The sequence below is a fragment of the Roseateles terrae genome (assembly GCF_014192155.1).
In the GTDB taxonomy this organism is placed as follows: domain Bacteria; phylum Pseudomonadota; class Gammaproteobacteria; order Burkholderiales; family Burkholderiaceae_C; genus Roseateles; species Roseateles terrae.
On the sequence record NZ_JACHXO010000003.1, the window covers coordinates 115964 to 142482 of the forward strand.

17 protein-coding genes and 4 tRNA genes are annotated in these 26519 nt (G+C 64.2%); 1 reads left to right on the forward strand and 20 read right to left on the reverse strand.

Translation table 11 applies throughout. The annotated features are described in order from the left end of the window. Window positions 1–80: 80 nt before the first annotated feature. From rpoC to FHS28_RS09915, 13 genes are all read right to left on the reverse strand, one after another. Window positions 81–4298, reverse strand: coding sequence for a DNA-directed RNA polymerase subunit beta' (gene rpoC / locus FHS28_RS09855; protein ID WP_184294487.1), 4218 nt, complete (start codon window positions 4296–4298; stop codon window positions 81–83). An 18-nt stretch (window positions 4299–4316) separates the two neighbouring features. Continuing rightward, entirely contained in the window at window positions 4317–8438 is a 4122-nt protein-coding gene (rpoB, locus tag FHS28_RS09860; protein WP_088454769.1) for a DNA-directed RNA polymerase subunit beta, read from the reverse strand. Between the two features lie 440 nt (window positions 8439–8878). Further along, window positions 8879–9259, reverse strand: coding sequence for a 50S ribosomal protein L7/L12 (rplL, locus tag FHS28_RS09865; protein WP_088454770.1), 381 nt, complete (start codon window positions 9257–9259; stop codon window positions 8879–8881). Window positions 9260–9310: 51 nt separating this feature from the next. Then, window positions 9311–9838, reverse strand: coding sequence for a 50S ribosomal protein L10 (gene rplJ / locus FHS28_RS09870; RefSeq protein ID WP_088454771.1), 528 nt, complete (start codon window positions 9836–9838; stop codon window positions 9311–9313). Window positions 9839–10116: 278 nt separating this feature from the next. Next, complete coding sequence (rplA, locus tag FHS28_RS09875) at window positions 10117–10824, reverse strand: 50S ribosomal protein L1 (protein WP_088454772.1); 708 nt, start codon at window positions 10822–10824, stop codon at window positions 10117–10119. 1 nt (window position 10825) lies between these two features. Next, window positions 10826–11257 carry a 50S ribosomal protein L11 gene (gene rplK, locus FHS28_RS09880; RefSeq protein ID WP_088454773.1) on the reverse strand — a complete coding sequence of 144 codons (432 nt, stop codon included), beginning with the start codon at window positions 11255–11257 and terminating at the stop codon, window positions 10826–10828. A 213-nt stretch (window positions 11258–11470) separates the two neighbouring features. After that, a complete protein-coding gene (gene nusG, locus FHS28_RS09885) occupies window positions 11471–12055 on the reverse strand; it encodes a transcription termination/antitermination protein NusG (RefSeq protein WP_058933583.1) in 585 nt (194 codons plus the stop codon). A 19-nt stretch (window positions 12056–12074) separates the two neighbouring features. Next, window positions 12075–12458, reverse strand: coding sequence for a preprotein translocase subunit SecE (gene secE, locus FHS28_RS09890; protein WP_088454774.1), 384 nt, complete (start codon window positions 12456–12458; stop codon window positions 12075–12077). Between the two features lie 141 nt (window positions 12459–12599). Then, window positions 12600–12675 (reverse strand) — tRNA-Trp (locus tag FHS28_RS09895). Between the two features lie 17 nt (window positions 12676–12692). Beyond that, complete coding sequence (gene tuf, locus FHS28_RS09900; RefSeq protein ID WP_184294483.1) at window positions 12693–13883, reverse strand: elongation factor Tu; 1191 nt, start codon at window positions 13881–13883, stop codon at window positions 12693–12695. 50 nt (window positions 13884–13933) lie between these two features. After that, window positions 13934–14008: transfer RNA gene (locus FHS28_RS09905), tRNA-Thr, on the reverse strand. Between the two features lie 101 nt (window positions 14009–14109). Next, a tRNA-Gly gene (locus tag FHS28_RS09910) sits at window positions 14110–14183 on the reverse strand. Between the two features lie 102 nt (window positions 14184–14285). Continuing rightward, window positions 14286–14371: transfer RNA gene (locus tag FHS28_RS09915), tRNA-Tyr, on the reverse strand. 644 nt (window positions 14372–15015) lie between these two features. Here FHS28_RS09915 and FHS28_RS09920 point away from each other — a divergent pair. Beyond that, window positions 15016–17787 (forward strand): TonB-dependent receptor, encoded by a 2772-nt coding sequence (locus tag FHS28_RS09920; protein ID WP_184294489.1) that lies wholly within the window; start codon window positions 15016–15018, stop codon window positions 17785–17787. A 201-nt stretch (window positions 17788–17988) separates the two neighbouring features. Here FHS28_RS09920 and FHS28_RS09925 read toward each other — a convergent pair whose 3' ends face one another. From FHS28_RS09925 to FHS28_RS09955, 7 genes are all read right to left on the reverse strand, one after another. Further along, a complete protein-coding gene (locus FHS28_RS09925; RefSeq protein WP_088453178.1) occupies window positions 17989–19287 on the reverse strand; it encodes an acyltransferase family protein in 1299 nt (432 codons plus the stop codon). Window positions 19288–19307: 20 nt separating this feature from the next. Next, window positions 19308–20339, reverse strand: coding sequence for a glycoside hydrolase family 16 protein (locus FHS28_RS09930; RefSeq protein WP_088453081.1), 1032 nt, complete (start codon window positions 20337–20339; stop codon window positions 19308–19310). A 338-nt stretch (window positions 20340–20677) separates the two neighbouring features. Continuing rightward, complete coding sequence (locus FHS28_RS09935) at window positions 20678–22006, reverse strand: MFS transporter (protein WP_088453079.1); 1329 nt, start codon at window positions 22004–22006, stop codon at window positions 20678–20680. A 102-nt stretch (window positions 22007–22108) separates the two neighbouring features. Beyond that, entirely contained in the window at window positions 22109–23608 is a 1500-nt protein-coding gene (gene nagZ / locus FHS28_RS09940) for a beta-N-acetylhexosaminidase (RefSeq protein ID WP_088453077.1), read from the reverse strand. Between the two features lie 21 nt (window positions 23609–23629). Continuing rightward, complete coding sequence (locus FHS28_RS09945; RefSeq protein ID WP_088453075.1) at window positions 23630–24640, reverse strand: SIS domain-containing protein; 1011 nt, start codon at window positions 24638–24640, stop codon at window positions 23630–23632. Further along, complete coding sequence (gene nagA, locus FHS28_RS09950; protein ID WP_088453073.1) at window positions 24633–25772, reverse strand: N-acetylglucosamine-6-phosphate deacetylase; 1140 nt, start codon at window positions 25770–25772, stop codon at window positions 24633–24635. Before nagA ends, FHS28_RS09945 begins: the two co-directional genes overlap by 8 nt. Then, window positions 25769–26512, reverse strand: a complete 744-nt coding sequence (locus tag FHS28_RS09955) for a GntR family transcriptional regulator (protein WP_088453071.1) — start codon at window positions 26510–26512, stop codon at window positions 25769–25771. Before FHS28_RS09955 ends, nagA begins: the two co-directional genes overlap by 4 nt. Window positions 26513–26519 lie beyond the last annotated feature (7 nt).

Here is a 26519-nt window from a genome sequence, read left to right on the forward strand (position 1 = left end):
CTGCCGCCCTCTCGGGTCAGCAGCCTTTTTGGCTGTTCACGCCAGCGGTTGTCACCGCCGGCGCGAGTCGCTCAACGCGTTCAGGCGTTCGACGAGTCGTCCGCGTCCAGGGCGGACAGTTGCACGGCCGCCATTTCCTCGGCTTCCTGCATGGCGATGGAGCGGCGCTCGGCGTCGTCCATCTCTTCCTTGACGCGACGCGCCTGGTGGAAGGCCATGCCGGTACCGGCCGGGATCAGACGACCCACGATCACGTTTTCCTTCAGACCGCGCAGCTCGTCGCGCTTGCCCATGATGGCCGCTTCGGTCAGCACGCGGGTGGTTTCCTGGAAGGAAGCCGCCGAGATGAACGAATCGGTGGACAGCGAAGCCTTGGTGATGCCCAGCAGCACATCCGAGTGGGTGGCAATGATCTTGCCTTCGCCACGCAGACGGTCGTTGGTATCCAGCAGCTCCGAGCGCTCGACCTGCTCGCCGGTGATGTAGGCCGAATCGCCCGGGTTGACGATCTGCACGCGGCGCAGCATCTGGCGAACGATCACCTCGATGTGCTTGTCGTTGATCTTCACGCCCTGCAGACGGTACACGTCCTGCACTTCGTCCACGATGTAGCGAGCCAGCTCTTCGATACCCAGCAGGCGCAGGATGTCCTGCGGATCCGCCGGGCCGTCGACGATCAGTTCGCCGCGGTTCACCACCTGACCTTCGTGCACCAGGATGTTCTTTTCCTTGGGCACCAGCACTTCGTGCTTGCGGCCTTCCGGATCGGTGATTTCCAGGCGAACCTTGCCCTTCGTCTCCTTACCGAACGACACGGTACCGGTCTGTTCGGCCAGCACGCCAGCGTCCTTCGGCGAACGGGCTTCGAACAGCTCGGCCACGCGCGGCAGACCCCCGGTAATGTCTCGGGTCTTCTGACCTTCGACCGGGATACGAGCCAGCACTTCACCAGGCGCCAGGTCCTGACCATCGCGCACCTGGATCAGCGAACCGACCTGGAAGCCGATCGTCACCGAGTGGTCGGTGCCGGGGATCTTCACTTCCTGGCCTTGCGCATCCAGCAGCTTGACCTGCGGACGCACCACCTTCGCAGCACCACGACGCTTCGGATCGATCACCACCAGGGTGGACAGACCCGTCACTTCGTCGACCTGCTTGGCCACGGTCACGCCTTCCTCGACATTCTCGAACTTCGCCTGACCGGCGAATTCGGTAATGATCGGGCGGGTCAGCGGATCCCAGTTGGCCAGGATGGTGCCAGCCTTGATGGTCTGGTCTGCCTTGATGTTGAGCAGCGCACCGTACGGCACCTTGTGACGCTCACGCTCGCGACCATGCGGGTCGGAGATGACGATTTCACCGGAACGGGAAATCACCACCAGCTCGCCCTTGCCATTGGTCACGTAGCGCATCGTCGCATTGAAGCCGATGATGCCGTCCGACTTGGCTTCCACACTCGAGGCCACGGCAGCACGCGAAGCGGCACCACCGATGTGGAAGGTACGCATCGTCAGCTGCGTGCCCGGCTCACCGATCGACTGTGCGGCAATCACGCCCACGGCCTCACCGGTGTTCACCAGACCGCCACGACCCAGGTCACGGCCATAGCACTTCGCGCACAGGCCGAAACGCGTACCGCAGGTCAGCGGCGTGCGGACCTTCACCTCGTCCACGCCGGCTTGTTCCAGCACGTCCAGGGTGTCTTCGTCCAGCATGTTGCCGGCGGTCAGCAGCAGCGACTGCGTTTCCGGATGCATCACGTCCACGGCAGCCACGCGACCCAGAATGCGGTCACGCAGGGACTCGATCACCTCACCGCCTTCCACCAGGGCGCGCATGTTGATGCCGTTGTCGGTGCCGCAATCGGATTCGGTCACGACCAGATCCTGCGTCACGTCCACCAGACGACGGGTCAGGTAGCCGGAGTTCGCCGTCTTCAGCGCCGTATCCGCCAGGCCCTTACGAGCACCGTGGGTGGAGATGAAGTACTGCAGAACGTTCAGACCTTCGCGGAAGTTCGCGGTGATCGGCGTTTCAATGATGGAGCCGTCAGGCTTGGCCATCAGGCCCCGCATACCGGCCAGCTGGCGGATCTGTGCCGCGCTACCGCGGGCACCGGAGTCGGCCATCATGTAGATGGAGTTGAAGGACTCCTGCTCCACTTCCTTGCCGTGGCGGTCCAGGATCTTCTCCTTGGACAGCTGCGACATCATCACCTTGCCGACTTCGTCACCGGTCTTGCCCCAGATGTCCACCACCTTGTTGTAGCGTTCACCGGCGGTCACCAGGCCCGAGACGTACTGCTGCTCGATCTCCTTGACTTCCTTCTCGGCGCGATCAATCAGTTCGACCTTCTGCTTGGGCACCAGCATGTCGTCGATGGCGATCGAGATGCCGGCGCGCGTGGCCAGGCGGAAACCGGACTGCAGCAGCTTGTCTGCCAGCACCACGGTTTCCTTCAGGCCGCACTTGCGGAAGGACGTGTTGATCAGGCGCGAGATTTCCTTCTTCTTCAGCGCCTTGTTGATGTTGCTGAAGGGCAGGCCCTTGGGCAGGATTTCCGACAGGATCGCGCGACCGACGGTGGTGTCCACCAGCTTGGTCTCGGGAATCCACTCACCGGTGTCCTTGTCCTTGGCGTACTCGGTCAGGCGCACGCTGATCTTGGCGGTCACTTCCACGGCGCCGGTGTCCAGCGCGCGGATGACTTCGGCGATGTCCGAGAACATCATGCCTTCGCCACGGCCGTTCGTACGCTCACGAGTGGCGTAGTACAGGCCCAGCACCACGTCTTGCGACGGGACGATCGACGGTTCGCCGGAGGCCGGGAACAGCACGTTGTTGGACGCCAGCATCAGCACGCGGGCTTCCATCTGTGCTTCGATGGACAGCGGCACGTGAACGGCCATCTGGTCACCGTCGAAGTCGGCGTTGAACGCCGCGCAGACGAGCGGATGCAGCTGGATGGCCTTGCCTTCGATCAGCACCGGTTCGAAGGCCTGGATGCCCAGTCGGTGCAGCGTCGGGGCGCGGTTCAGCAGGACCGGGTGTTCCTTGATGACTTCTTCAAGGATGTCCCAGACCACCGGCGTGCCGGATTCGACTTCCTTCTTCGCCGCCTTGATGGTGGTGGCGATGCCCATCGCCTCCAGACGCGAGAAGATGAAGGGCTTGAACAGCTCCAGCGCCATCAGCTTGGGCAGACCGCACTGATGCAGCTTGAGCGTCGGGCCCACGGTAATGACCGAACGACCGGAATAGTCGACGCGCTTGCCCAGCAAGTTCTGACGGAAACGACCGCTCTTGCCCTTGATCATGTCGGCCAGCGACTTGAGGGCACGCTTGTTCGCGCCGGTCATCGCCTTGCCGCGACGGCCGTTGTCCAGCAGCGAGTCCACGGCTTCCTGCAGCATGCGCTTTTCGTTGCGCACGATGATTTCAGGGGCCTTGAGCTCCAGCAGACGGGCCAGACGGTTGTTGCGGTTGATGACGCGACGATAGAGGTCGTTCAGGTCGGAGGTCGCGAAACGACCGCCGTCCAGCGGCACCAGCGGACGCAGGTCCGGCGGCAGCACCGGCAGCACTTCCAGCACCATCCAGTTCGGCTTGATGCCCGAGCGCTTGAAGGCTTCCATCACCTTCAGGCGCTTGGAGTTCTTCTTGACCTTCAGCTCGGAGCCGGTCATGTCGTTGCGCAGGCGATCGATCTCGATGTCGAGATCCATCTCCTCCAGCAGCTTCTTGATGCCTTCGGCGCCCATCAGTGCGATGAACTCGTCACCGTACTCGATGCGCTTCGCGTCGTAGTCGTCCTCGGACATGATGCTGAACTTCTTCAGCGGGGTCATGCCGGGGTCCACCACCACGTACGCTTCGAAGTACAGCACGCGCTCGATGTCGCGCAGCGTCATGTCGAGCACCAGGCCCAGACGGGACGGCAGGGACTTCAGGAACCAGATGTGGGCGCAGGGCGCGGCCAGGTCGATGTGACCCATGCGCTCGCGACGCACCTTGGTCTGGGTGACTTCAACGCCGCACTTCTCGCAGATCACGCCGCGGTGCTTCAGGCGCTTGTACTTGCCGCACAGGCACTCGTAGTCCTTGATCGGGCCGAAGATCTTGGCGCAGAACAGGCCATCACGTTCCGGCTTGAACGTCCGGTAGTTGATGGTCTCGGGCTTCTTCACTTCACCGAAGGACCACGAACGGATCTTCTCGGGCGAAGCCAGCCCGATCTTGATCGCGTCGAAGTGCTCGTCCGGCGTGAATTGCTTGAACAGGTCCAGCAAACCTTTCATGTGTCTCTCCTGTTCCCTTTAGTTGCGCTCGAGTTCGATGTCGATACCGAGCGAACGGATTTCCTTCACCAGCACGTTGAACGACTCGGGCATGCCCGCTTCGATCGAGTGCTCGCCCTTGACGATGGACTCGTACACCTTCGTGCGGCCATTCACGTCGTCGGACTTCACGGTCAGCATTTCCTGCAGGATGTAGGAAGCACCGTAGGCTTCCAGGGCCCACACTTCCATTTCGCCGAAACGCTGGCCGCCGAACTGCGCCTTACCACCCAGCGGCTGCTGCGTGACGAGCGAGTACGGGCCGGTCGAGCGGGCGTGCATCTTGTCGTCCACCAAGTGGTGGAGCTTCAGGACGTGCATGTAGCCGATGGTCGTCGGGCGCTCGAACTGTTCGCCGGTGCGGCCGTCATACAGGTAGGCCTGCGTACGGGTGGCGGTCAGGCCCTTGCGCTGGGCGATGTCTTCCGGATAGGCCAGCTGCAGCATCGCGCGGATTTCGCTTTCCTTGGCACCGTCGAACACCGGCGTGGCGAAGGTCACGCCCTTGGCCAGGTTCTGCGCCATGTCGATGACTTCAGCGTCGGTCAGCTCGTCCAGCTTCTCCGGCTTGCCGCCGTTCTGGTTGAACAGCTCATCCATGAAGCTGCGCAGCTCGGCCACGCGGGCTTCACGTTGCAGCATGTCGCCGATGCGCTGGCCGATGCCCTTGCCCGCCCAGCCCAGGTGCACTTCCAGCACCTGACCGACGTTCATCCGGGACGGAACGCCCAGCGGGTTCAGCACGATGTCGGCAGGCGTGCCGTCGGCCATGTAGGGCATGTCTTCGATCGGGGTGATCTTGGACACGACACCCTTGTTGCCGTGACGGCCGGCCATCTTGTCGCCAGGCTGCAGGCGACGCTTGACGGCCAGGTACACCTTCACCATCTTCAGCACGCCGGCGTCGAGCTCGTCGCCCTGCGTCAGCTTCTTGCGCTTCTCTTCGAAGGCCAGGTCGAAGCTGTGACGGGTCTGCTCCAGCGAGTTCTTGATGGATTCCAGCTGGTTGGCGACGTCGTCCTCGGCCGGACGGATGTCAAACCAGTGGAACTTCTCGACTTCCGCCAGGTAGTCCTTGGTGATGACGGTGCCCTTGGTGATCTTCTTCGGACCCCCATTGGCGACCTTGCCGGTCAGCAGCTTCTCGATACGGTCGAACGCGTCGGCCTCCACGATACGCAACTGGTCGTTCAGGTCCAGACGGAAGCGCTTCAGTTCATCGTCGATGATCTGCTGGGCGCGTTTGTCGCGCTGGATGCCTTCACGGGTGAAGACCTGCACGTCGATCACGGTACCGCTGGTGCCCTGGTCCACACGCAGCGAGGTGTCCTTCACGTCGGACGCCTTCTCGCCGAAGATGGCGCGCAGCAGCTTCTCTTCCGGCGTCAGCGTGGTCTCGCCCTTGGGCGTGACCTTGCCGACCAGCACGTCGCCCGGATTCACTTCCGCACCGATGTACACGATGCCGGACTCGTCCAGACGCGCCAGTTGCTGTTCGCTCAGGTTCGGGATGTCGCGGGTGATTTCTTCGCTGCCCAGCTTCGTGTCACGCGCCTTGACCACCAGTTCCTCGATGTGGATCGAGGTGTAGCGGTCTTCGGCCACCACGCGTTCGGAGATCAGGATCGAGTCTTCGAAGTTGTAGCCGTTCCACGGCATGAACGCGACCAGCATGTTCTGGCCCAGAGCCAGTTCACCCAGGTCGGTCGAGGCGCCGTCGGCAATGATGTCTTCCGCTTCGACGCGGTCACCACGCTTGACGATGGGACGCTGATGGATGTTGGTGTTCTGGTTGCTACGCTGATACTTGATCAGGTTGTAGATATCCACACCGACTTCGCCAGCGACGGTCTCGTTGTCGTTCACGCGGATCACGATACGGTTCGTGTCCACATAGTCGACCACGCCACCGCGACGGGCGGCCACCACCGTGCCCGAGTCCTTCGCAGCCACGCGCTCCACGCCGGTACCGACGAACGCCTTTTCGGGGCGCAGAGTCGGCACAGCCTGACGCTGCATGTTGGCGCCCATCAGTGCGCGGTTCGCATCGTCGTGCTCGAGGAATGGCACCAGCGAGGCGGCCACCGACACGATCTGCGTCGGCGCCACGTCCATGTACTGGATGCGTTCCGGCGAGGTCAGCACCGATTCGCCGTTTTCACGGGCCGACACCAGTTCATCGATCAGCTGGCCGCTTTCGTTCAGCGAGGCGTTGGCCTGCGCAATGACGTACTTGCCTTCTTCGATGGCCGACAGATAGTCGATCTGGTTGGTGACCTTGGAGTCCACCACGCGGCGATACGGGGTTTCCAGGAAACCGTATTCGTTCAGCTGCGCGTACAGGGCCAGCGAGTTGATCAGACCGATGTTCGGGCCTTCCGGCGTTTCGATCGGGCAGACGCGGCCGTAGTGGGTGGGGTGCACGTCCCGGACTTCGAAGCCGGCGCGCTCGCGGGTCAGACCGCCCGGGCCCAGGGCCGAGACACGACGCTTGTGCGTGATCTCGGACAGCGGGTTGGTCTGGTCCATGAACTGCGACAGCTGCGACGCACCGAAGAACTCCTTCAGCGCCGCGGAAATCGGCTTGGAGTTGATCAGGTCGTGCGGCATCAGGGCTTCGGTTTCAGCCTGACCCAGACGTTCCTTCACAGCCTTTTCGATACGAGCCAGGCCCGAGCGATACTGGTTTTCAGCCAGTTCGCCGACGCAGCGCACGCGGCGATTGCCCAGGTGGTCGATGTCGTCCACTTCGCCACGGCCGTTGCGCAGTTCCACCAGGATCTTGACGACGTCCAGGATGTCCTCGTTGGACAGCGTCATCGCGCCTTCCGGCGTGTCGCGGCCCACACGGGCGTTGAACTTCATGCGGCCGACACGCGACAGGTCGTAGGTGTCTTCCGAATAGAACAGGCGGTTGAACAGGGCCTCGACGGCATCTTCCGTCGGCGGCTCGCCAGGGCGCATCATGCGGTAGATGGCGACGCGGGCAGCCAGCTGGTCGGCGGTTTCGTCCGACGCCAGGGTCTGGCTGATGTAGGCGCCTTCATCCAGCTCGTTCGTGAACAGGCACTGGATGTCCTTGATGCCGGCGGCGCGCAGCTTCTTCAGCAGCGAGTCGGTCAGCTCGTCGTTGGCCTTGGCGATGATTTCACCGGTGTCCGGATCCACCATGTTCTTGGCCAGCAAACGGCCCAGCAGGAAGTCTTCCGGCACGGTCACGTGCTGCGTGCCGGACTGCTCCAGCTGACGCACGTGGCGGGCGGTGATCCGCTTGTCCTTCTCGACCAGGACATTGCCGCTCTTGTCGGTGATGTCGAAGCGAGCCACTTCACCCTTGAGGCGTTCGGCCACGAACTCCATCTGGGCGCCCGAGTCCATCAGGCGGAAGTTGTCGAAGACGAAGAAGTGCGCCAGGATCTGCTCGGGATTCAGGCCGATGGCCTTGAGCAGGATCGTGACCGGCATCTTGCGACGACGGTCCACGCGGAAATAGAGGATGTCCTTCGGGTCGAACTCGAAGTCCAGCCAGGAGCCGCGGTAGGGAATGATGCGCGCCGAGAACAGCAGCTTGCCGGACGAGTGCGTCTTGCCCTTGTCGTGTTCGAAGAACACGCCGGGGGAACGGTGCAGCTGCGAGACGATGACCCGCTCGGTACCGTTGATGATGAAGGAGCCGTAGTCGGTCATCAGGGGCACTTCGCCCATGTAGACCTCTTGCTCCTTGATTTCCTTGACCGTCTTGGGCGTCGGGCTTTCCCGATCGTAGATGATCATCTGCAGCTTGGCCCGAACGGCGGCTGCAAAGGTCAGACCGCGCTGTTGACATTCGCGAACGTCAAACGGCGGCTTGGCAATGTTGAATTCGAGGAATTTCATTTCCACGAACCCATTGTGCGAAACGATGGGGAACGTGGACAGGAAGGCAGCTTGCAGGCCTTCGGGTTTACGCTTGAGCGGAGCGACGTCTTTTTGCAGGAAGGCGACGTAGCTGTCCTTCTGCATCGTCAGCAAGTAGGGAACGTTGAGCACGCTCACGCGCTTGCCGAAGCTCTTGCGAATGCGCTTGCGCTCGGTGTAGCTGTAGGGGGTTGCTTGCGCCATAAACACTCCGTGTCGAGTGCGCCCCTGGCCGTGGTGCGCACCGCGTCGGCGACTGGCTGTTCGGGCATTGCACCCGAAGCTTGGTGGTTGGCCACTACCAACCGCTGGCGGACAACCCCGGGTAGCCGAGCATGACCGAAGGCGTTGCACCCCCGCATCATCCCCGGCCGGACCGCGGCCCGACCAAACCGTTCTCTGCAGTCGGATCAGAGAACACTTGAAAGAACCGCACATGATACATGCAGCGATGCTTTCAGGTGCTCTGTCAAGTCTTAAACCCTGACATCAACCCTGCTTTGGAAGCTTTTGACACCCAGATCACCGCCGTGGCGGAGGGTCTTGGCGGCAGGCCCCTTAAACGCGGAAAGGGGAGGCCCGTTGGGACCACCCCTCTCTCGGAGAAGAACCGGCAAGCCAGGCCCGCCGGTTCTCCAAGGTCATTACTTGAGTTCGACCTTGGCGCCGGCTTCTTCCAGCTTCTTCTTGGCAGCTTCGGCGTCGGCCTTGGCAATGCCTTCCTTGACCGGCTTCGGAGCGCCGTCGACCAGGTCCTTGGCTTCCTTCAGACCCAGACCGGTGATTTCGCGCACGGCCTTGATGACGGACACCTTGTTGGCGCCGGCGTCGGTCAGGACGACGTTGAATTCGGTCTTCTCTTCAGCAGCAGCAGCGCCAGCGCCGGCAGCGCCGCCAGCGGCGGGAGCAGCCATCGAAGCGGCGGTCACGCCGAACTTCTCTTCAATTGCCTTGACCAGATCGTTCAGTTCCAGAACGGTCATGCTGTCCAGAGCGGACAGGAAAGCGTCTTTGTCGAATGCCATGATTTTTTCCTAAATACAGAAGGTGTTTTGGGGTGTCGCTTGCAAGCCAGTTCAGGCTGCAGCAGTGTCGGCCGGGGCTTCGGCTTCGGCGCCGCCACCCTTTTGCTGAGCCAGGGCAGCCAGCACAGCGGCGGTGCGTTGCACCGGCGACTTGAGCAGGCCAGCGATCTGGGACAGCAGGACTTCCTTGCTGGGCACGGAAGCCAGGGCCTTCAGGCCGTTGACGTCCAGAACCTTGCCGCCGTAGGCGCCACCCTTGAGGACGAGCTTGTCGTTGGTCTTGGCAAAGTCAGCGATGACTTTGGCAGCCGCGACAGCATCTTCCGAAAAGCCGTAGATCAGCGGACCGACCATGGCATCCGAAGCAGCCTCGAACGAAGTGCCAGCCACAGCGCGGCGAGCCAGGGTGTTCTTCAGAACATGAAGATACACGCCTTGGGCACGCGCGGTGACGCGCAGCTTGTTCAGGGCTTCAACGGTGAGGCCACGGTACTCGGCCAGCGCCAGCGTCTGCGACTTGGCAGCTTGCGCCGCCACGTCCGACACAACGGCTGCTTTCTCGTTGCGATTGAGACTCAAGGTCTACTCCTCACATTACGCCTTTGATCCGACGCTTGCGCGTCTCGTCTCGGGCACCGGATTCAGCGACCTTCTGTCGGGATCAGGAAATCAGATCCGTTCAGCGGGACCGCCATCTGCGCTGGCGGGGAGCCGAAGCTCCCGATTAAGCGAAGGACGCCAAAAAAGCCGTCATTCACGCCAGCGGTCTTGGATGACCCGGACCGGTGTTGCCACCGGTCCGACCCACCAATTCATCAGCGCGACGCCAGACTCGCGTCACGCCTCATCTGAGTTGCTTAGGCGGAAGCCGCTGCGTTGATGGTCGCGACGTCCACACGGGCGCCAACGCCCATGGTGGAGGACACAGCCACCTTGCGCAGGTACACACCCTTGCTGGTTGCCGGCTTGCTCTTGTTCAGAGCCTCGACCAGCGCGCGCAGGTTGCCTTCCAGCTTGTCGGTGTCGAACGAACGACGGCCGATGGTGGCGTGCACGATGCCGGCCTTGTCGATACGGAACTGGACCTGACCGGCCTTGGCGTTCTTGACGGCGGTGGCGACGTCCGGGGTCACGGTGCCGACCTTCGGGTTCGGCATCAGGCCACGGGGGCCCAGGATCTGACCCAGGGTACCCACGACACGCATCGTGTCGGGGGAGGCGATCACCACGTCGAAGGGCATGTCGCCCGCCTTGACGCGCTCAGCCAGGTCTTCCATGCCGACGACGTCGGCACCGGCGGCCTTGGCTTCTTCAGCCTTGGCGCCCTGGGCGAACACAGCCACGCGCTTGTTCTTGCCGATGCCGTTGGGCATCACCACGGCGCCGCGAACCACTTGGTCCGACTTCTTCGCATCCACGCCCAGCTGGACGGAGACGTCGATCGATTCGTCGAACTTGGCGTTGGCGCATTCCTTCACCAGGTTCAGCGCGTCGGCCAGGGGATACAGCTTGGTCGTTTCAACCTTGCCCTGTAGAGCTTGTTGACGCTTGGTCAGCTTGGCCATGTCACACACCCTCCACGATGATGCCCATCGAACGGGCGGAGCCGGCGATGGTGCGGACTGCGGCGTCCATGTCGGCAGCCGTCAGGTCCTTTTGCTTGGTCTTGGCGATTTCTTCCAGCTGGGCGCGGGTCAGCTTGCCGACCTTGTCCAGATGGGGACGCTGCGAACCCTTCTCGACCTTGGCGGCCTTCTTGATCAGCACGGTCGCCGGGGGCGACTTGATCACGAAGGTGAAGCTCTTGTCCGCGAAGGCGGTGATCACGACCGGCAGCTTGAGGCCCGGCTCATAGCTCTGCGTCTGGGCGTTGAACGCCTTGCAGAATTCCATGATGTTCAGACCACGCTGACCCAGCGCGGGACCGACCGGAGGCGACGGGTTCGCCTTGCCGGCAGGGATTTGCAGCTTGATGAAGCCGACAATCTTCTTTGCCATGATTTCTCCTACAGCGACACAGCGGCACGCCGCATCGCCTGAGTGCTAACGCAAGGGGCTGAGGCGTTGCCCTTACCCTTGCTCCTCGTGTCCGCCTCTCGTTGCAGACTGGTCACGGACAGTTGCGCGGCCGGGGCCGCGGAGCACTGTCAGACTCCATGAACAGCGCAGGCGCCGCGAGCCAGGCCCGGGGCGCCATGCAGCGGTCTGGGGTCAGACCTTCTCGACTTGCGCGAAGTCCAGTTCGACCGGCGTTGCGCGGCCGAAGATGGTGACCGACACGCGCAGCTTCGACTTGTCGTAGTTGACTTCTTCGATGCTGCCGTTGAAGTCGGTGAACGGACCTTCCTTGACGCGGACGATTTCGCCCACGACCCACTCGACCTTCGGACGCGGCTTGTCCACGCCCTCTTGCATCTGGTTGACGATCTTCATCACCTCGGACTCCGAGATCGGAGCCGGGCGGTTCTTCGCGCCACCCACGAAGCCGGTGACCTTGGAGGTGTGCTTCACCAGGTGCCAGGTGTCGTCTTCCATCACCATTTCCACCAGCACGTAGCCGGGGAAGAAGCGACGTTCGGTCACGGCCTTCTTGCCGTTCTTCAGCTCAACGACTTCTTCGGTCGGCACCAGGATGCGACCGAACTTGTCCTGCATGCCGGCGCGATCAATGCGCTCGCGCAGATTGCGCTCGACGGCCTTTTCCATGCCCGAATAGGCATGCACCACATACCAGCGCTTGGGCAGGCCTGCGGGGGCGGTCGACTCGGTCGCAACGACGTTTTGATCTTCGCTCATCTCGGTCCTATCTCTTCGCTCAGCGTTTCCAGCCCAGGATCAGGTCGTACAGCACCCATTCCAGCGTCTTGTCCGTGAGCCACAGGAAGAGCGCCATCACCACGACGAACGCAAAGACGTAAAGGGTCATCTGACGGGCTTCCTTGCCCGTCGGCCAGACCACCTTGCGGACTTCCTTGACGGAGTCCTGGCCGTAGGCGATCAGGGAGCGGCCAGACTCGGACGTCAGGAAAGCGCCCCCGGCGGCGGCCAGCAGCACGATCAGCGCGCCCCACTGCACCCAAGGACCCTGCTTGCCCAGCGCGTAAAACGCAACCAGCGCGGCCACGAGCAGGACGACAGCGCCCGCCAGCTTCGCCTTGTCGGCGCCGGACGTCACTGTTTCGACTTGAGGATTGGACATTGAACTCACTTCTGAACCGCTACGACCACGATGGTTCGTAGAACCCACCAGCAGCAAAGCCCGCCGAGATGAACTCCCGCGGGCTTGGCTTGACCACTTGTTCCAGCGCGCGATTATCGCTTAATGCTTATCGCCTGTCGCTGGCAGGGGCAGAGGGTCTCGAACCCCCAACCTTCGGTTTTGGAGACCGACGCTCTGCCAATTGAGCTATGCCCCTGTGGCCTTCTTACTAAATTACTCGATGATCGTCGCCACGACGCCCGAGCCGACGGTACGACCGCCTTCACGGATGGCGAAGCGCAGACCTTCTTCCATGGCGATCGGAGCGATCAGCTTCACGGTGATGCTGACGTTGTCGCCAGGCATGACCATTTCCTTGTCCTTCGGCAGCTCCACGGCACCGGTCACGTCCGTCGTGCGGAAGTAGAACTGGGGACGGTAGTTGTTGAAGAACGGGGTGTGACGGCCGCCTTCTTCCTTGCTCAGAACGTAGATCTCAGCAGTGAAGTGGGTGTGCGGCTTGATCGAGCCGGGCTTGGCCAGCACTTGGCCGCGCTCGACGTCTTCACGCTTGGTGCCGCGCAGCAAGATACCGACGTTGTCGCCAGCCTGGCCTTGGTCCAGCAGCTTGCGGAACATTTCCACGCCGGTGACGGTGGTCTTTTGCAGATCACGGATACCGACGATTTCGATTTCCTCGCCGACCTTGATGATGCCGCGCTCGACACGACCGGTCACCACGGTGCCACGGCCGGAGATCGAGAACACGTCTTCCACCGGCAGCAGGAAAGCGCCGTCCACAGCGCGCTCAGGCGTGGGGATGTAGCTGTCCAGTGCATCGGCCAGGCGCATGATCGCCTGCTCGCCCAGGTCGCCCTTGTCGCCTTCCAGCGCCAGCTTGGCCGAACCCTTGATGATCGGGGTGTCGTCGCCCGGGAAGTCGTACTTGCTCAGCAGCTCGCGGACTTCCATTTCCACCAGCTCCAGCAGCTCGGCGTCGTCCACCATGTCGCACTTGTTCAGGAACACGATGATGTACTTCACGCCCACCTGACGCGCCAGCAGGATGTGCTCGCGGGTCTGGGGCATCGGGCCGTCAGCGGCCGAGCACACCAGGATCGCGCCGTCCATCTGAGCGGCGCCGGTGATCATGTTCTTCACATAGTCAGCGTGGCCCGGGCAGTCAACGTGCGCGTAGTGGCGGTTGGCCGTCTCGTATTCCACGTGAGCGGTGTTGATCGTGATGCCGCGGGCCTTTTCTTCGGGAGCCGCGTCGATCTGGTCGTAGGCCTTGGCTTCGCCGCCAAACTTCGAGGCCAGCACGGTTGCGATAGCAGCCGTCAGCGTGGTCTTGCCATGGTCAACGTGACCAATCGTGCCCACGTTCACGTGAGGCTTGGTACGTTCAAACTTGCCTTTTGCCATCTTGCGCTCCTGGCGATCAGATCGAGGGAATCAGATTGAGAGGAAAGAGGTGGTGCCCATGACGCGGATCGAACGCGTGACCTCTCCCTTACCAAGGGAGTGCTCTACCACTGAGCCACATGGGCATCGACACAGGACTGGCGACTCTGCTGCAGCGCCATCAAACGCGCTGCGAATCAACAAACCTGTGCCGACACTGTCAACACAACACCTGTACTTCCAACTGTGGAGCGGGAAACGGGAATCGAACCCGTGTCATTAGCTTGGAAGGCTAAGGTTCTACCATTGAACTACTCCCGCCCGGGAGTTTTTCAAGTCTCTCACTTTCGCTTCAATCACGAAGCAGATGCATCAAACTTTTGTTCTTTGCATCCACTTCGGGATCTCTGCATTAGTTTGCCTTGGTGGAGGAGGCTGGATTCGAACCAGCGTAGGCGTAAGCCAACAGATTTACAGTCTGCCCCCTTTAGCCACTCGGGCACCCCTCCGAGGCAAGCCCACGACTATAGCACCACTATTTTTTGGCGCAAACATTTTTTGGGTGAAAGTCATGAGGAGTGCGATGCGCGCCCACACCGCCAACGGACCCGCTTTTCATAGAGAGCGTCACGCTGCGGTCATGGGCAGCCGCTAGGCCACGTAGCGTGGGAACGCCGCGGGTTCCAGCGCCCGCGCCCCGCCGCTTCGAAGGCATGGTAGTCCGTTCGGGCCGCCCCTTGACCCACCCCTGCCCGGCTGCCGATTCCGGTTCAGTCCCACGACTCAGCAGGCACCCTGCTCGCGACGTCTTCAGACCGGCTAATACCAATTAGCGACCAAAACGGAGGGCCCGGTGGCGCCTTCGCGAGACCGGACGACCTCGCTTTGTCTCCCCTGGATAAACCCTGAAACAGGCGTTGCACGCCGGTCGCGCCCCCGCCACAGCAGGGAAAACACGGCCCTGAAACTGGTAGCAAAGTGGCACTACCGCTCGTTATAGTGGCATGGCATTGGTTGTATCGAAGGTGTATTCGGGGGCGCCAGCTGCATGCCACTCCGCCGATGGGTGTCGTGACTCGGGTGCCAGTGTTCATCCCGGCCTCATGGATTCAAAAAGATGGATTCCAGATCAAGGCCACTCGAGGAGCAGTTCATGAAGGTCATTCAGACCCCCATCGCTGCAGCAGTCACGCTCACTCTGCTGAGCGTGGCCTGTGCAGTCCAGGCCCAAACCACAGAACAGAAGGCCGACAAGAAAGCGGACACCCAGCAGCTGGAACAGGTCGTTGTGACCGGCATCCGGGCCTCGCGTGAGTCGTCGCTCAACACCAAGCGCAACGCCGACTCCCTGGTGGAAGTCGTCACCGCCGAAGACGTGGGCAAGATGCCGGACAAGAACGTCGCCGACGCCATCCAGCGCGTCCCCGGCGTGAACATCGCCTCCAGCGCCGGCGGTGAAGGCGGCTTCTCCGAAAACGACCGCGTCAGCATCCGCGGCACCAGTCCCAGCCTGACCCAGACCCTGATCAACGGCCACGCCGTGTCCACCGGTGACTGGTTCGTCCTGAACCTGTTCGGCACCACCGTCGGTCGCAGCGCCAGCTACTCCCTGCTGCCCTCGGAGCTGGTCGGCAAGGTCACCATCAACAAGACCGCACGCGCCGACCTGGTGGAAGGTGGCGTGGCCGGTGCGGTGGATGTGCAGACCCGCCGCCCGCTGGAATTCAAGAAGAACCTGACGCTGGAAGCCTCCGTCGGCGCGATGCACAGCACGCTGGCCGACAAGACCGATCCGCAGCTGAGCGCCCTGGCCGCCTGGAAGAACAGTTCCAACACCTTCGGCATGCTGCTGCAGGTCTTCGATCAGAAGCAGCATCTGCGCCGAGATGGCAATGAAGTGCTGGGCTACTTCACCATCGACAAGACCAAGTTCGCCACCGGCACCACCGTCAACCTCAATGGCACGGTGCAATCGATCGACGTGCTGGACGGTGTCAAGGCGCCCAGCCTGATCGGTGCCAGCCTGTTCGAGCAGGAGCGTCACCGCCAGGGCGGCGCCTTCGAAGCGCAGATCAAGCCCACCAACGACCTGACGCTGGGTCTGAGCGCCTTCACCTCCAAGGTCAAGGCGTCCAACATGAACACCAACTTCATGGCGTCTCCGAAGTGGTTGTTCGATGCCGGCATCGCCCCGCTGACCGCCACCACCAGTGCCGACGGCAAGACGCTGGTCGGCGCCACCTTCCCCGAGACCGGCAAGGCCAATTCGATCATCGTGGACAGCGGCATCCGTCCGGGCGCCGAGCAAAAGTCCAACTACATCAACCTGGATGGCAAGTGGACCGCCACCGACCGCCTGACCCTGACCGGCCAGATCGGCCGCACCAAGGGCACTGGCGCTTCGCAGGAATTCGCTTCGGAAGTGGGCAACGTCGGCAGCGCCGGCAACACCCCGATGGCCCTGAGCTACATGATGAACGGCACCAGCCGCGGTCCGTCGGTCGGCTTCACCAGCGCCAGCGGTGCCAACTTCCGCGACTACAAGACCATGTACTGGAACTGGAACTACGGTGCCAAGGTCAAGGTTCCGGACGAAGAAAGCTACGGCACGCTGGACGCCGAATGGCAGGTCGATGCCGGCCCGCTGGAGTCCATCAAGACGGGCGTGCGCTTCACCGATCACAGCCGCACCAACGGCAACTGGATCTCCAGCGGCCCCAACTGGGCCAATGCGAACATCGACAAGACGATTCCCGCCTGGGGCGGCGCCACCTATCCGAGCAACTTCGGCTCGGCCTTCGGCGCACCGATCACGGGCATGTGGCGCCTGAGCAATGCCGACATCGCCAAGTGGGCGACCATCTCGACGCAAGCCAATCCGGACCCGAACGCCGTCTTCAACTACGACCCGGCGCAGCGTCACGAATGGACCAACGACTTCGACGTCAACGAGAAGACCGATGCCGGCTACGTCATGGGCTTCTTCTCCGGTGACCGCTGGAAGGCCAATGCCGGCGTGCGGGTAGTGCGTACCAAGGGCCACTACTCCACGCTGCGGGCGCCCAATTCGCAGGATCCGGCGTCGGTCATCGACAGCACCTCGCTGTTCGGTCCCTTCGTGCGTGAGTACACTGACCGCAACTACACCGACGTCCTGCCCAGCGCCAACCTGTCGTATCGCCTGAACTCCGACCTGGTGCTGCGCGGCGCCCTGGCCAAGACGATGGCGCGTGCCGACTACACCGCGCTGAGCTCCACCACCTCGTTGAACGACCAGCTCAACACCGGCAGCAGCGGCAACCCCAACCTGAATCCGGTGCGCTCGGTCAACTATGACCTGTCGCTGGAGTGGTACTTCGCGCCGCGCTCGCTGATCTCGGCCGGTGTGTTCTACCAGGACTTCAGCTCCTTCGTGGACTACCGCGTGACGCAGGGCCAGTTCTTCAGCGACCTGCACAAGCAGATCGAGACCTACAACATCACCCAGCCGGTGAATGTGGGCGCGAAGAACAAGGGCTTTGAACTGGGCTATCAGCAGCCGCTGTTCGGCAACTTCGGCATCAACGCCAACTACACCTACGCCAGCGGCAAGCTGGACGGTGGCGGCGAGATGTCGGGCAACTCGAAGAACACCTACAACCTGGAAGGCTACTTCGAGAACGACGTGCTGAGCGCCCGGGTGGCCTACAGCTACCGCTCCAAGTTCTACGGCAGCTACGACCGCGGTGTGAAGATGCACATGGATGACGTGGGCACCCTGGTGGCGTCGATCAACTACAAGATCAACGACTACCTGTCGCTGAGCCTGGACGGCCTGAACCTGAACAACCCGACGCTAAAGTACTTCGGGGACAACAAGGACCAACCGCGCGCGTTCTACAGCAACGGTCGCCAGTACTACGTGACGCTGCGCGCCCGCTACTGATCGCCTGAGCAGAAGACAAAGCCCCGCCATGCAGATGGCGGGGCTTTTTTGTTGCTTTGCCAAGCGCGGAGAGGCGCCCGACGACGCCGAACCTGCAGGCTGACGCGGCACCTGAACCGGCCACTGGCGTGGTCGCTGAACCGGCGGCTGAACCGCCGGCTCTACCAGCGACTCGACCGGCAACGAGCTTGCCGGAACGGCTCACAGCTTGAGGTAGATCTTCCAGCGGTCCATCGCCACCATTACCCCCCACCACACCGCCACGGTGGCCAGTGCAAAACTCAGGGACTGCGCCTCTGGACCGAACCGGCCGAAGAGCGTGCCAAACACGCCCTCATAGAGACGCGGCATCAGCCCCGACGCTGCAAGCAGAATGCTGCCCAGCCAGGCACCCGCATAAGCCGCAATGGCATTGACACCAAAGCGTCTTCCGATGGCAGGCCACCCCCGCACATCCACCAGCCGATGGCACAGCGCCAGAGCCAAGGCGGCCAGACCGCCGGTCCACAGCACAAACGACGGCGTCCAGAGCGCTTTGTTGATCGGCATGGCGCCAGCAGCGTCCAGGCCCCATCCGATCGCGGCGAGCACGACGCCTGCCCCAAGGATCCGCCGGTCCTGCCCCATCCGCAGCGCGCTGCCGAGCAAATAACCCAGGAGCGTGGTGGCCAATGCGCCGAGGGTGGACACCAGGCCCTCCGGATCCCTCCCCAACCCGGTCTGTGGATCCCATCGATAGCCATGCGGACCGAACAGCCAGGCATCGACGCGGCTGGACAGGTCGAGCAGGGGCTCCAGCGTACCGCCCGCCATCAGCAGGGCCGCATGGCCGACCAGCAGCGCCGCGAGGATCGCCCACAGGCGTCCCCGTCCGACAGCCGTCACGATCACGCCTGCCAGTGCAATACACAGACCGATGCGCTGCAGGACGCCGGGCCAGCGTAGCGACGGTCGGTCCAGCAGCCACCAGGCGAGCGCGTTGAGTGCCAGTCCCAGCAGCAGCACCCGAAGGCCGCGCATCAGCACGCCGCGGCGCATCGCAGCCCGATCCCCCTCCCCGCGATCCAGCTTCCCGCCAAGGCTCAGCGCGAGCGACACGCCCACGATGAACAGGAAAAAGGGAAAGATCAGGTCGGTGACCGTCCACCCATGCCAGGCCGCATGCTTGAGCGGCGGGTAGATGTGAGACCAGCTCCCGGGGTTGTTGACCAGCAGCATGGCGGCCACCGTGCAGCCGCGCAGGGCATCCACGGAGGGCAGGCGCCCGCCGGCAGAGGCAGAGGCAGGGGCAAAGCCGGTGCCTCTGCCGGTGCGGGCGCCGGTGCCAGTGCCAGTGCCAGTGCCAGTGCCAGTGCCAGTGCCAATGCCAGTGCCAGTGCCAGTGCCAGTGCCGGCAACGGTAAATGTATCGGTGACGGTGCTGGCGCCGGAACGGGACGTGGCGAATCCAGCGGGGCCAGGCCGCAGCCCGGTGTGATGTCCATCCTGGTCTGCCTGCATCACCCCACCCCTTCACGTGCTTAGAAATCGCAGCGATTCTCCAACGGGACCAGCGGCGGACTCACCTGGTCCACATGATCCACGCCGCGCTGACGCCACTGCGCCACCTGCGCTTCAATCTGCTCGGGGCTCAGCACGGCATTGCGCGCATGCACCACCCAGTCCACCGCCTGCTCATACACCCGCGGTGCGCCGCCTTGTGGCAGCGGTCCTCCGGGTGAAAACCAGAGATTGAAGTTGATCGACATCTGCACCACCGGATAGTTCCGACCGCCGTGCTCCGCCACCTGCCGACCATCGACAAACCAGCGCGTGCGGCCCTCCGCCACCTGCATCACCAGCGTGTGCCAGTCGTGCCCGGGCGCGCCCAGCTGCGCGAACTCCTCATGCTGCTGGTTGTAGGCCAGCCAAGGCTCCAGACGCACGGTCTGCCAGGTGATGCCGTAGAGCCGGGTCTTGTCGCTGCCCCAGCCGCCATTGGGCAGGTATTCCCAATCCAGCTCGCTGAACTCCGGGTCGAAGTCAAAGCGCAGCGGGCTGACCGCATAGAAGGTCTGGATAACCGGATCGCCGTCCGCGCCGGTGACGGGCTGGTCGCTGAAGCGCACCCGCGCGGCATAGGTACCTTCGAGATATTTGCGCTGGTGGCAGACCTGGACCTGGGTGGTGCCCGGCCCGGTGCCGTCGGTGGCGGCGCGCAGCAGCAGCAGGCGCTGCGGCGCGGCGGCAAGGCTTGCACCCTGCGTGGCCGGGGTCGCGCGCACGGCGCCGGCCGCGTTGGTCTCCTTGCCGCCTTTGGCCGCCCCTGCAGCACCAGGTTTGAAGGCAGGCGGCGACACGTCGTCTACCAGCGTCACGCCCTCGGGCGCCCACCGAGCGCCCGGAATGCCAGGATGGCCGGCCGCGCTGCGGATCTGCCACCCCGCCTCCTGCATCGCCTGGACGGTCGGATAGGTGAAGTCGTCGAAGAACCAAGCAGTCGGCGCCTTGGTCGCAGGAGCGTCGCCCGCCCCCGCCGCATCGACGGCACCGTGGATGCCCACCAGCGACATCGCCACCCATCCAGCGGCGCAGATCCGCCCCAGAGGACGCCTCGACCCGCTGCTCGTCGAGAGGCTCACTTCGCCTCCCCACGCCCCGGCTGATGGCGCGCGCGATGGGCAGCTCTCTTGGCCGCTTGATTGGCTGTTCGTTTGGCCGCTCATTTGACTGCTCGATTGGCTCTGCAATTGGCTCTGCAATTGGCTCTGCGATTGGCTGCGCACTTGTCTGCGCCATGGGCCGCTCGGCTGACCGCTCAATGGGCTGCTCAGTGGGCTGCTCAATGGGCTGCTCAGTAGGCTGCTCAATCGCCTGCTCAGCCCGCTCATGTCTTTGTCCACCCGCTGACTCACGTCGCCGGCTTCGACACCGGCACCCCTGCCTCCGGCGTCTTCTCGCCTGCACCGACCGGATCCAGCGCCGACATCCGCACGAAGGGCAGCAACGCCAACACCGGCAGGCCGCAGAACAGCGTCCAGAGGAAGAAGTGCTCGTACCCCAGATGCACCTGAATATCGCCGCTGACGCTGCGCGACAGGATGAATCCCAGCTGCATCACCCCGGACCCCAGCGCGTAGTGCGCCGTCTGGAATCGCCCTGGCGCCACCGCCTGCATGATGTAGAGGATCATGCCGACGAAGCCGAAGCCGTAGCCAAACATCTCCACCAGCACCGCGGCGCCGATGTGCCACATATCCTGCGGCAAGGTCGCTGCCAGGTAATAGAAGGTCGCGTTCGGCACCGACATCGCCAGGATCAGCACGGGCATGGCCCGCCGCAGCGACAGCCAGGCGGTGAAGTAACCACCCAGAATGCTGCCCGTCAGGAACGCCACCGTCCCCACCCATCCATACACATCCGCCACCTGGCTGGTGGTCAGGCCCAGGCCGCCCTTGCTGCGCGCCTCGATCAGGAACAGCGGCCCGATGGTCTGCACCTGCCCCTCCGCGAAGCGGAACAGCACGATGAACAGCACCGCCAGCAGGATGCCGGGCTTGCTGAAGAAGTCGCGCACGATCTCTTCCGTCGTCTTCCGGATCGCCGAGGCCTGCAGCGCCACATGGCCGGTGCTCAGCTGCCCCGGCAGCATCACCGCGTTGTAGCTGGCCAGCCCGGCCAGCAGAACCCCCAGCCCGAGGAACACCACCGTCCAGGCATTAAAGACCCCCATCGGCGTTTCCAGCAGGCCCGCCACCTTCAGCACCACGCCCACCATGAAAAAGCGGGCGCCGTTGAAGAAGGCGCCCTGCCAGCCGGCGTAGCGCGCCTGGCGCTGTGCATCCAGCGCGCCCATGTAGAGGCCGTCGCAGGCGATGTCATGGGTGGCAGAGCCATAGGCGATCAGGAACAGCACACAGATCGTCCCGGCGAACCACCAGGGCGTCTGCAGCATCAACGCCATCAGCAGCAACGCCACCGCGCCGACCGACTGCATCACCACCACGATCAGTTTCTTGCTGTGCACCAGCTCCAGGAAGGGGCTCCACAACGGCTTGATGGCCCAGGCCGTGCCCAGCAGGCTGGTCCAGCGGGCGATCTGCTCATTGCCCACGCCCATGTTCTTGAGCATGAAGCTGGCCAGGGCCATCACCACGAAGAACTGCATGCCCTGCACGAAGTACAGCGTCGGCACCCAGCGCATCGGCGAGCGGCCGTCGTTGGCGGGCAGGTGACTCATGGAGGACGTTGCACCCATGGCAGACACTCCGTTCAAGGCAGACGGGCCGGATGGGTCGGAAGGAGAAGACGGCTGGCGCATGAAGGCCTCCTGTCGATTCGGTCAGTCCAGCGTCACGGGCGATTGACCCGTCGCCGTCAGCGTGCCGCCCATCCAGGCGCCGAGCGCGGCCAGCGCACCGTCGGCATAACCCCAGCTGATGACGGTCGGGGCCTGCACGTCCAGCGCCTGGAACGGATTCCACAGCACCAGATGCAGATCAGGCGTCCAGTGCCGCGCCTGCTCACCATACCGGCCTCGGTGGGTCGAGGCCAGCACGGTGAAGCGGCCATCCTGCGGCAGCGACGACCAGTCCAGCGCGGTGATGTCCTGCAGCGAGACGAATTCCACCAGTCCGCTCTGTGGATGGTCGCGGAACAGCGCCCGCACCTGCTGTCCGGTCGGACCGGCTTCGGAGACGCCGTCGGTGGGCACTTCGTCCTGCACCAGCACCCGCAGCGGCACATCCCGCGCCGGAGCCTTGGCGCCGCGCAGGGCGCACAGGCCACGCGCCCAGGCCTGGCGCATCAGTTCGTCATCGGCCGCCCGCGGTGCGCCGGTGTAGTCGTCCATGCGCACCGGATAGCGGTCCGCCATGCGGTCCAGGCGCGACTGCGCCTGCAGCGCCCGCGCGGGGTCGATGTCACCGCGGTCCAATCCGTCCCGCAATGCCTGAATGGCCTGCGCCTGCTCGGCCAGCGAGCCCTGGGCCAGGATCATGTCGGCCCCGGCCTGAATGGCCAGCACAGCCGCACGCGCATAGCCATAGCGGTCGGCGATGGCCTTCATCATCAGTGCATCGGTGATGACCACGCCGTCATACCCCAGCTCTTCCCGGAGGATGCCGCCCAGAATCGTGCGGGACAGCGTGGCCGGATAGTCCGGATCGATGGCGGGATAGACGATGTGCGCGGTCATCACCGAGGGCGCGGCATCACGCAGCGCGCGGAAGGGGCGCAGTTCCAGCGCATCCAGCTCCGCGCGGGACTTCTCGACGGTCGGCAGGTCCAGGTGGGAATCCACGTGCGTGTCGCCGTGGCCGGGAAAGTGCTTGATGCAGCAGGCCACCCCTTCGGACAGCGAGCCCTGCATCCAGGCCCCAGCCAGACGCGTCACCGTCTCGGCGGTCTCTCCGAAGCTGCGCTCGGCGATCACCGGATTGGCGGGGTTGTTGTTGATGTCCACCACCGGCGCGAAATTCCAGTTGATGCCGATGCCGCGCAGGCCACGGGCCACCGCCGCACCGACCTGGGTGGCCAGCGCTTCGTCGCCCGCGGCGCCAAGCGCCATCGCCGACGGCGGCTGCGGCAGGAAGGTGGCGCGCACCACCGATCCGCCCTCCTGGTCCAGACCGATCAGCGCCTGCGGCCCCATCACCTCCCGCAGATCGCGGGTGAGCTGACGGACTTGCGCCTCGGTGCCGAGGTTCTTGCGGAACAGGCAGACGGCGCGAATGCGCTGCTGACGCAGGAAGTCGGCGGTGGCGGCATCCAGCGAGGTGCCGGTGATGTCCACCATCACCAGGCGGCCGGCGTCGAAGTCCGGGGGCAGGTTAGTACTCATGGCTCATGTGCCCGGTGGCACTCAATGCGTTTTGGTGACCTTGGCCAGATGCCGCGGCTGGTCGGGATTGAGACCGCGCGCCTGGGCCAGCGCTTCGACCATCGGATAGAAGCTCTGCACGGCGGCGATCGGGTCCAGGTCTTCGCTGCCGGTGCAGCTCAGGGGCAGTTCCGCCCCGGGCGTGCCGGCTGGCGCGGCCAGCAGCACACGGGCCCCGCGGCCGCGCATCTCTTCCGCCAGCGCCAGCAGCCCTGCCTGCGCCGGACCGCGCGGCGCAAACACCAGCAGCGGATAGCCCTCCTCCACCAGCGCCATCGGGCCATGCTTGACCTCGGCGCCGGAGAAGGCCTCGGCCTGGATGCCGCAGGTCTCCTTGAACTTGAGCGCCGCTTCCAGCGCGATCGGCAGGGACGTGCCACGTCCGATCACGAACAGCTTGTCCGCATGCTTCAGCACGTCCACCGCCACATCCCAGCGCTGCTGCGCCGCCTGCTCCAGCGCCTGCGGCAGGTCCTGCAGCGCGGCGGCCAGGTGCGGATCGTCCTGCCAGGCCGCCACCAGCCGGGCGCCGGCCAGCAGCTGCGTGATGTAGCTCTTGGTCGCGGCCACACTCTGCTCGGCGCCGGCATGCAGCGGGAAGACGTGCTCTGCAGCCGCCGCCAGCGGCGAGCCGTCCGCATTCACAAAGGCCACGGTGCGGGCCCCGTTGGCGCGGAAATACTCGGTCGGCGACACCAGATCCGGACTCTGCCCCGACTGCGAAAACGCCAGCGACACCAGCCCGCGGCTTTCCAGCCGGCTCTGATAGAGCGTGATCACCGACATCGGCAGCGAGGTCACCAGCCGGCCCAGCCGCGCCATGACCAGGTAGGCCAGATAGTGGGCCGCATGGTCCGAGCTGCCACGGGCCACGGTGAGCAAGGCGCTGGGCGGCTGCTCGCGCAGCACACGGCCCAGGGCCAGGTAGGACTGCTGATCGGCGGCCAGCTGGCGCGCCACGGCCTGCGGCGCGCTCAGCGCCTCTTCAAGCATTCGCGAGGTCAATTGATTCCCCTTCGACGACCACGCGTTGCAACTGCAAGCCACGGTCCAACACCACCATATCGGCCCAGGCGCCCGGCGTCAGCCGGCCCCGGTTCTCCAGACCCAGAAAATCCGCGGCATGGGTGGAGACCCGCCGCGACGCATCCTCGATGCCCAGCCCCAGCCGCTGCACCAGATTGCGCAGCGCCTGATCCATCGTCAGCGTGGACCCGGCCAGCGTGCCGTCGGGCAGGCGCACGCCGCCCAGGCACTTGGTCACCCGGTGCCGGCCCAGCCGGTACTCCCCGTCGGGCATGCCGGCGGCGGCGGTCGAGTCGGTCACGCAGAACAGGCCCGGAATGCAGCGCAGTGCGGCGCGGATGGCGCCGGGATGCACATGCAGCAGGTCCGGAATGACCTCCGCGTAGTGGGCATGGGCCAGCGCGGCGCCCACCATGCCGGGCTCGCGGTGATGCAGGCCGGACATCGCATTGAACAGGTGGGTGAAACCGCCGGCACCGCGGGCCAGCGCCGCGACGCCGTCCTCATAGGTGCCCAGCGTGTGGCCGATCTGCACCTGGAAGCCGGCCTCGCGCAGCTGCGTCACCAGTTCCAGATGGCCCGGCACTTCCGGTGCGAGCGTCACCAGGCGGATGGGGGCGATGGCATGCAGCGCCCGCACTTCGTCCATCGCCGCCGCGCGGGCGAAGTCCGGCTGTGCGCCGAGTTTGCCGGGGTTGATGTAAGGGCCTTCCAGATGCACACCCAGCACCCGGGCCATGCCGGTGCCGCGGTCGGCGCAGAGGCCGCTCAGGGCCTTCATCGCAGCACGGATCTCGTCCATCGGCGCCGTCATCGTCGTCGCCAGCAGCGAGGTGGTGCCATGCCGCGCATGCAGCCGCGCCATCTCGGCCACGGCAGCGCCGCCTTCCATCGTGTCGTGGCCGCCGCCGCCGTGCACATGCAGATCGACGAAACCGGGCAGGACCAGGGGCAGGTCCTGGGCGCCGTGGCGCACTTCCTCTTCGAAGACCGGGGTGCCGTCGATGCGGCGAATCCGGCCTTCCTGATGCTCCAGCACACCGCGGATGAATCCGGCAGGCGTCAGAATGAATCCGTCGATATGCTGAGCGTCCGTCATCCGTCGCGCCTCATCTCCGCGACGAAGTCGTAGTAATCGCTGCGGCAATACGAATGGGTCAGCTCCACCGCCTGACCCTGGTCCAGATAACCCACACGCGTGATGAACAGCACCGCCTGACCCACTGGCACTTCCAGCAGGCCAGCCAGGCGTGAATCCGCATTGATGGCACGAATGTGTTGCAGCGCCCGCACCGGCGCGCGGCCCAGGCGGGCCAGATGCTCATACAGCGAGCTGTCGACCTTCTGCGGCTCCGGCAGCACCGCCTCGGGCAGCACGCTCAGCTCATAGGCCATGACCACCTGGTCGGCCAGGCGCAGACGCTCCAGCCGGGCCACCTTCTGGCCGGTCGTCAGACCCAGAGAGAGCTGCTCATCCGGCGCGGCCATGGCAAAGCCGCGGGTCAGCCAGCGGCTGCTCGGCTTGAAGCCGCGCTGATGCAGTTCTTCGGAAAAGCTGGTCAGCCGCGACAGCGGCTGTTCCAGCTTGGGGGCGATGTAGTTGCCCGAGCCGCGCTTGCGCACGATCAGGCCCTGCTCCACCAGCCGGTCGATCGCCTTGCGTGCGGTGACGCGGGACAGGTCCAGCGACTCCGACAGCACCCGCTCGGACGGCAGGGCTTCGTCGGCCTGGTACTGGCCTTCACGGATGGCCTGGGCCAGCTTGTGAGCCAGCTGCATGTACAGCGGCGAAGCGGCGGCGGGATCGGGCTTGAATTGGAAGGGCAGCTTGGTGCTCATCGGGCGT

What these genes read in the sequence shown, in the direction of transcription:
- tuf (WP_184294483.1), bottom strand. Translation starts at nt 13,883, where the DNA reads ATGGCAAAAGGCAAGTTTGAACGTACCAAGCCTCACGTGAACGTGGGC.
- nagZ (WP_088453077.1), bottom strand. Translation starts at nt 23,608, where the DNA reads ATGAGTACTAACCTGCCCCCGGACTTCGACGCCGGCCGCCTGGTGATG.
- FHS28_RS09930 (WP_088453081.1), bottom strand. Translation starts at nt 20,339, where the DNA reads ATGTCGCTGGTGGGCATCCACGGTGCCGTCGATGCGGCGGGGGCGGGC.
- rpoC (WP_184294487.1), bottom strand. Translation starts at nt 4,298, where the DNA reads ATGAAAGGTTTGCTGGACCTGTTCAAGCAATTCACGCCGGACGAGCAC.
- FHS28_RS09955 (WP_088453071.1), bottom strand. Translation starts at nt 26,512, where the DNA reads ATGAGCACCAAGCTGCCCTTCCAATTCAAGCCCGATCCCGCCGCCGCT.
- FHS28_RS09945 (WP_088453075.1), bottom strand. Translation starts at nt 24,640, where the DNA reads ATGCTTGAAGAGGCGCTGAGCGCGCCGCAGGCCGTGGCGCGCCAGCTG.
- rplA (WP_088454772.1), bottom strand. Translation starts at nt 10,824, where the DNA reads ATGGCCAAGCTGACCAAGCGTCAACAAGCTCTACAGGGCAAGGTTGAA.
- FHS28_RS09925 (WP_088453178.1), bottom strand. Translation starts at nt 19,287, where the DNA reads ATGCAGGCAGACCAGGATGGACATCACACCGGGCTGCGGCCTGGCCCC.
- nusG (WP_058933583.1), bottom strand. Translation starts at nt 12,055, where the DNA reads ATGAGCGAAGATCAAAACGTCGTTGCGACCGAGTCGACCGCCCCCGCA.
- nagA (WP_088453073.1), bottom strand. Translation starts at nt 25,772, where the DNA reads ATGACGGACGCTCAGCATATCGACGGATTCATTCTGACGCCTGCCGGA.
- FHS28_RS09920 (WP_184294489.1), top strand. Translation starts at nt 15,016, where the DNA reads ATGAAGGTCATTCAGACCCCCATCGCTGCAGCAGTCACGCTCACTCTG.
- secE (WP_088454774.1), bottom strand. Translation starts at nt 12,458, where the DNA reads ATGTCCAATCCTCAAGTCGAAACAGTGACGTCCGGCGCCGACAAGGCG.
- rplK (WP_088454773.1), bottom strand. Translation starts at nt 11,257, where the DNA reads ATGGCAAAGAAGATTGTCGGCTTCATCAAGCTGCAAATCCCTGCCGGC.
- rpoB (WP_088454769.1), bottom strand. Translation starts at nt 8,438, where the DNA reads ATGGCGCAAGCAACCCCCTACAGCTACACCGAGCGCAAGCGCATTCGC.
- rplL (WP_088454770.1), bottom strand. Translation starts at nt 9,259, where the DNA reads ATGGCATTCGACAAAGACGCTTTCCTGTCCGCTCTGGACAGCATGACC.
- FHS28_RS09935 (WP_088453079.1), bottom strand. Translation starts at nt 22,006, where the DNA reads ATGAGTCACCTGCCCGCCAACGACGGCCGCTCGCCGATGCGCTGGGTG.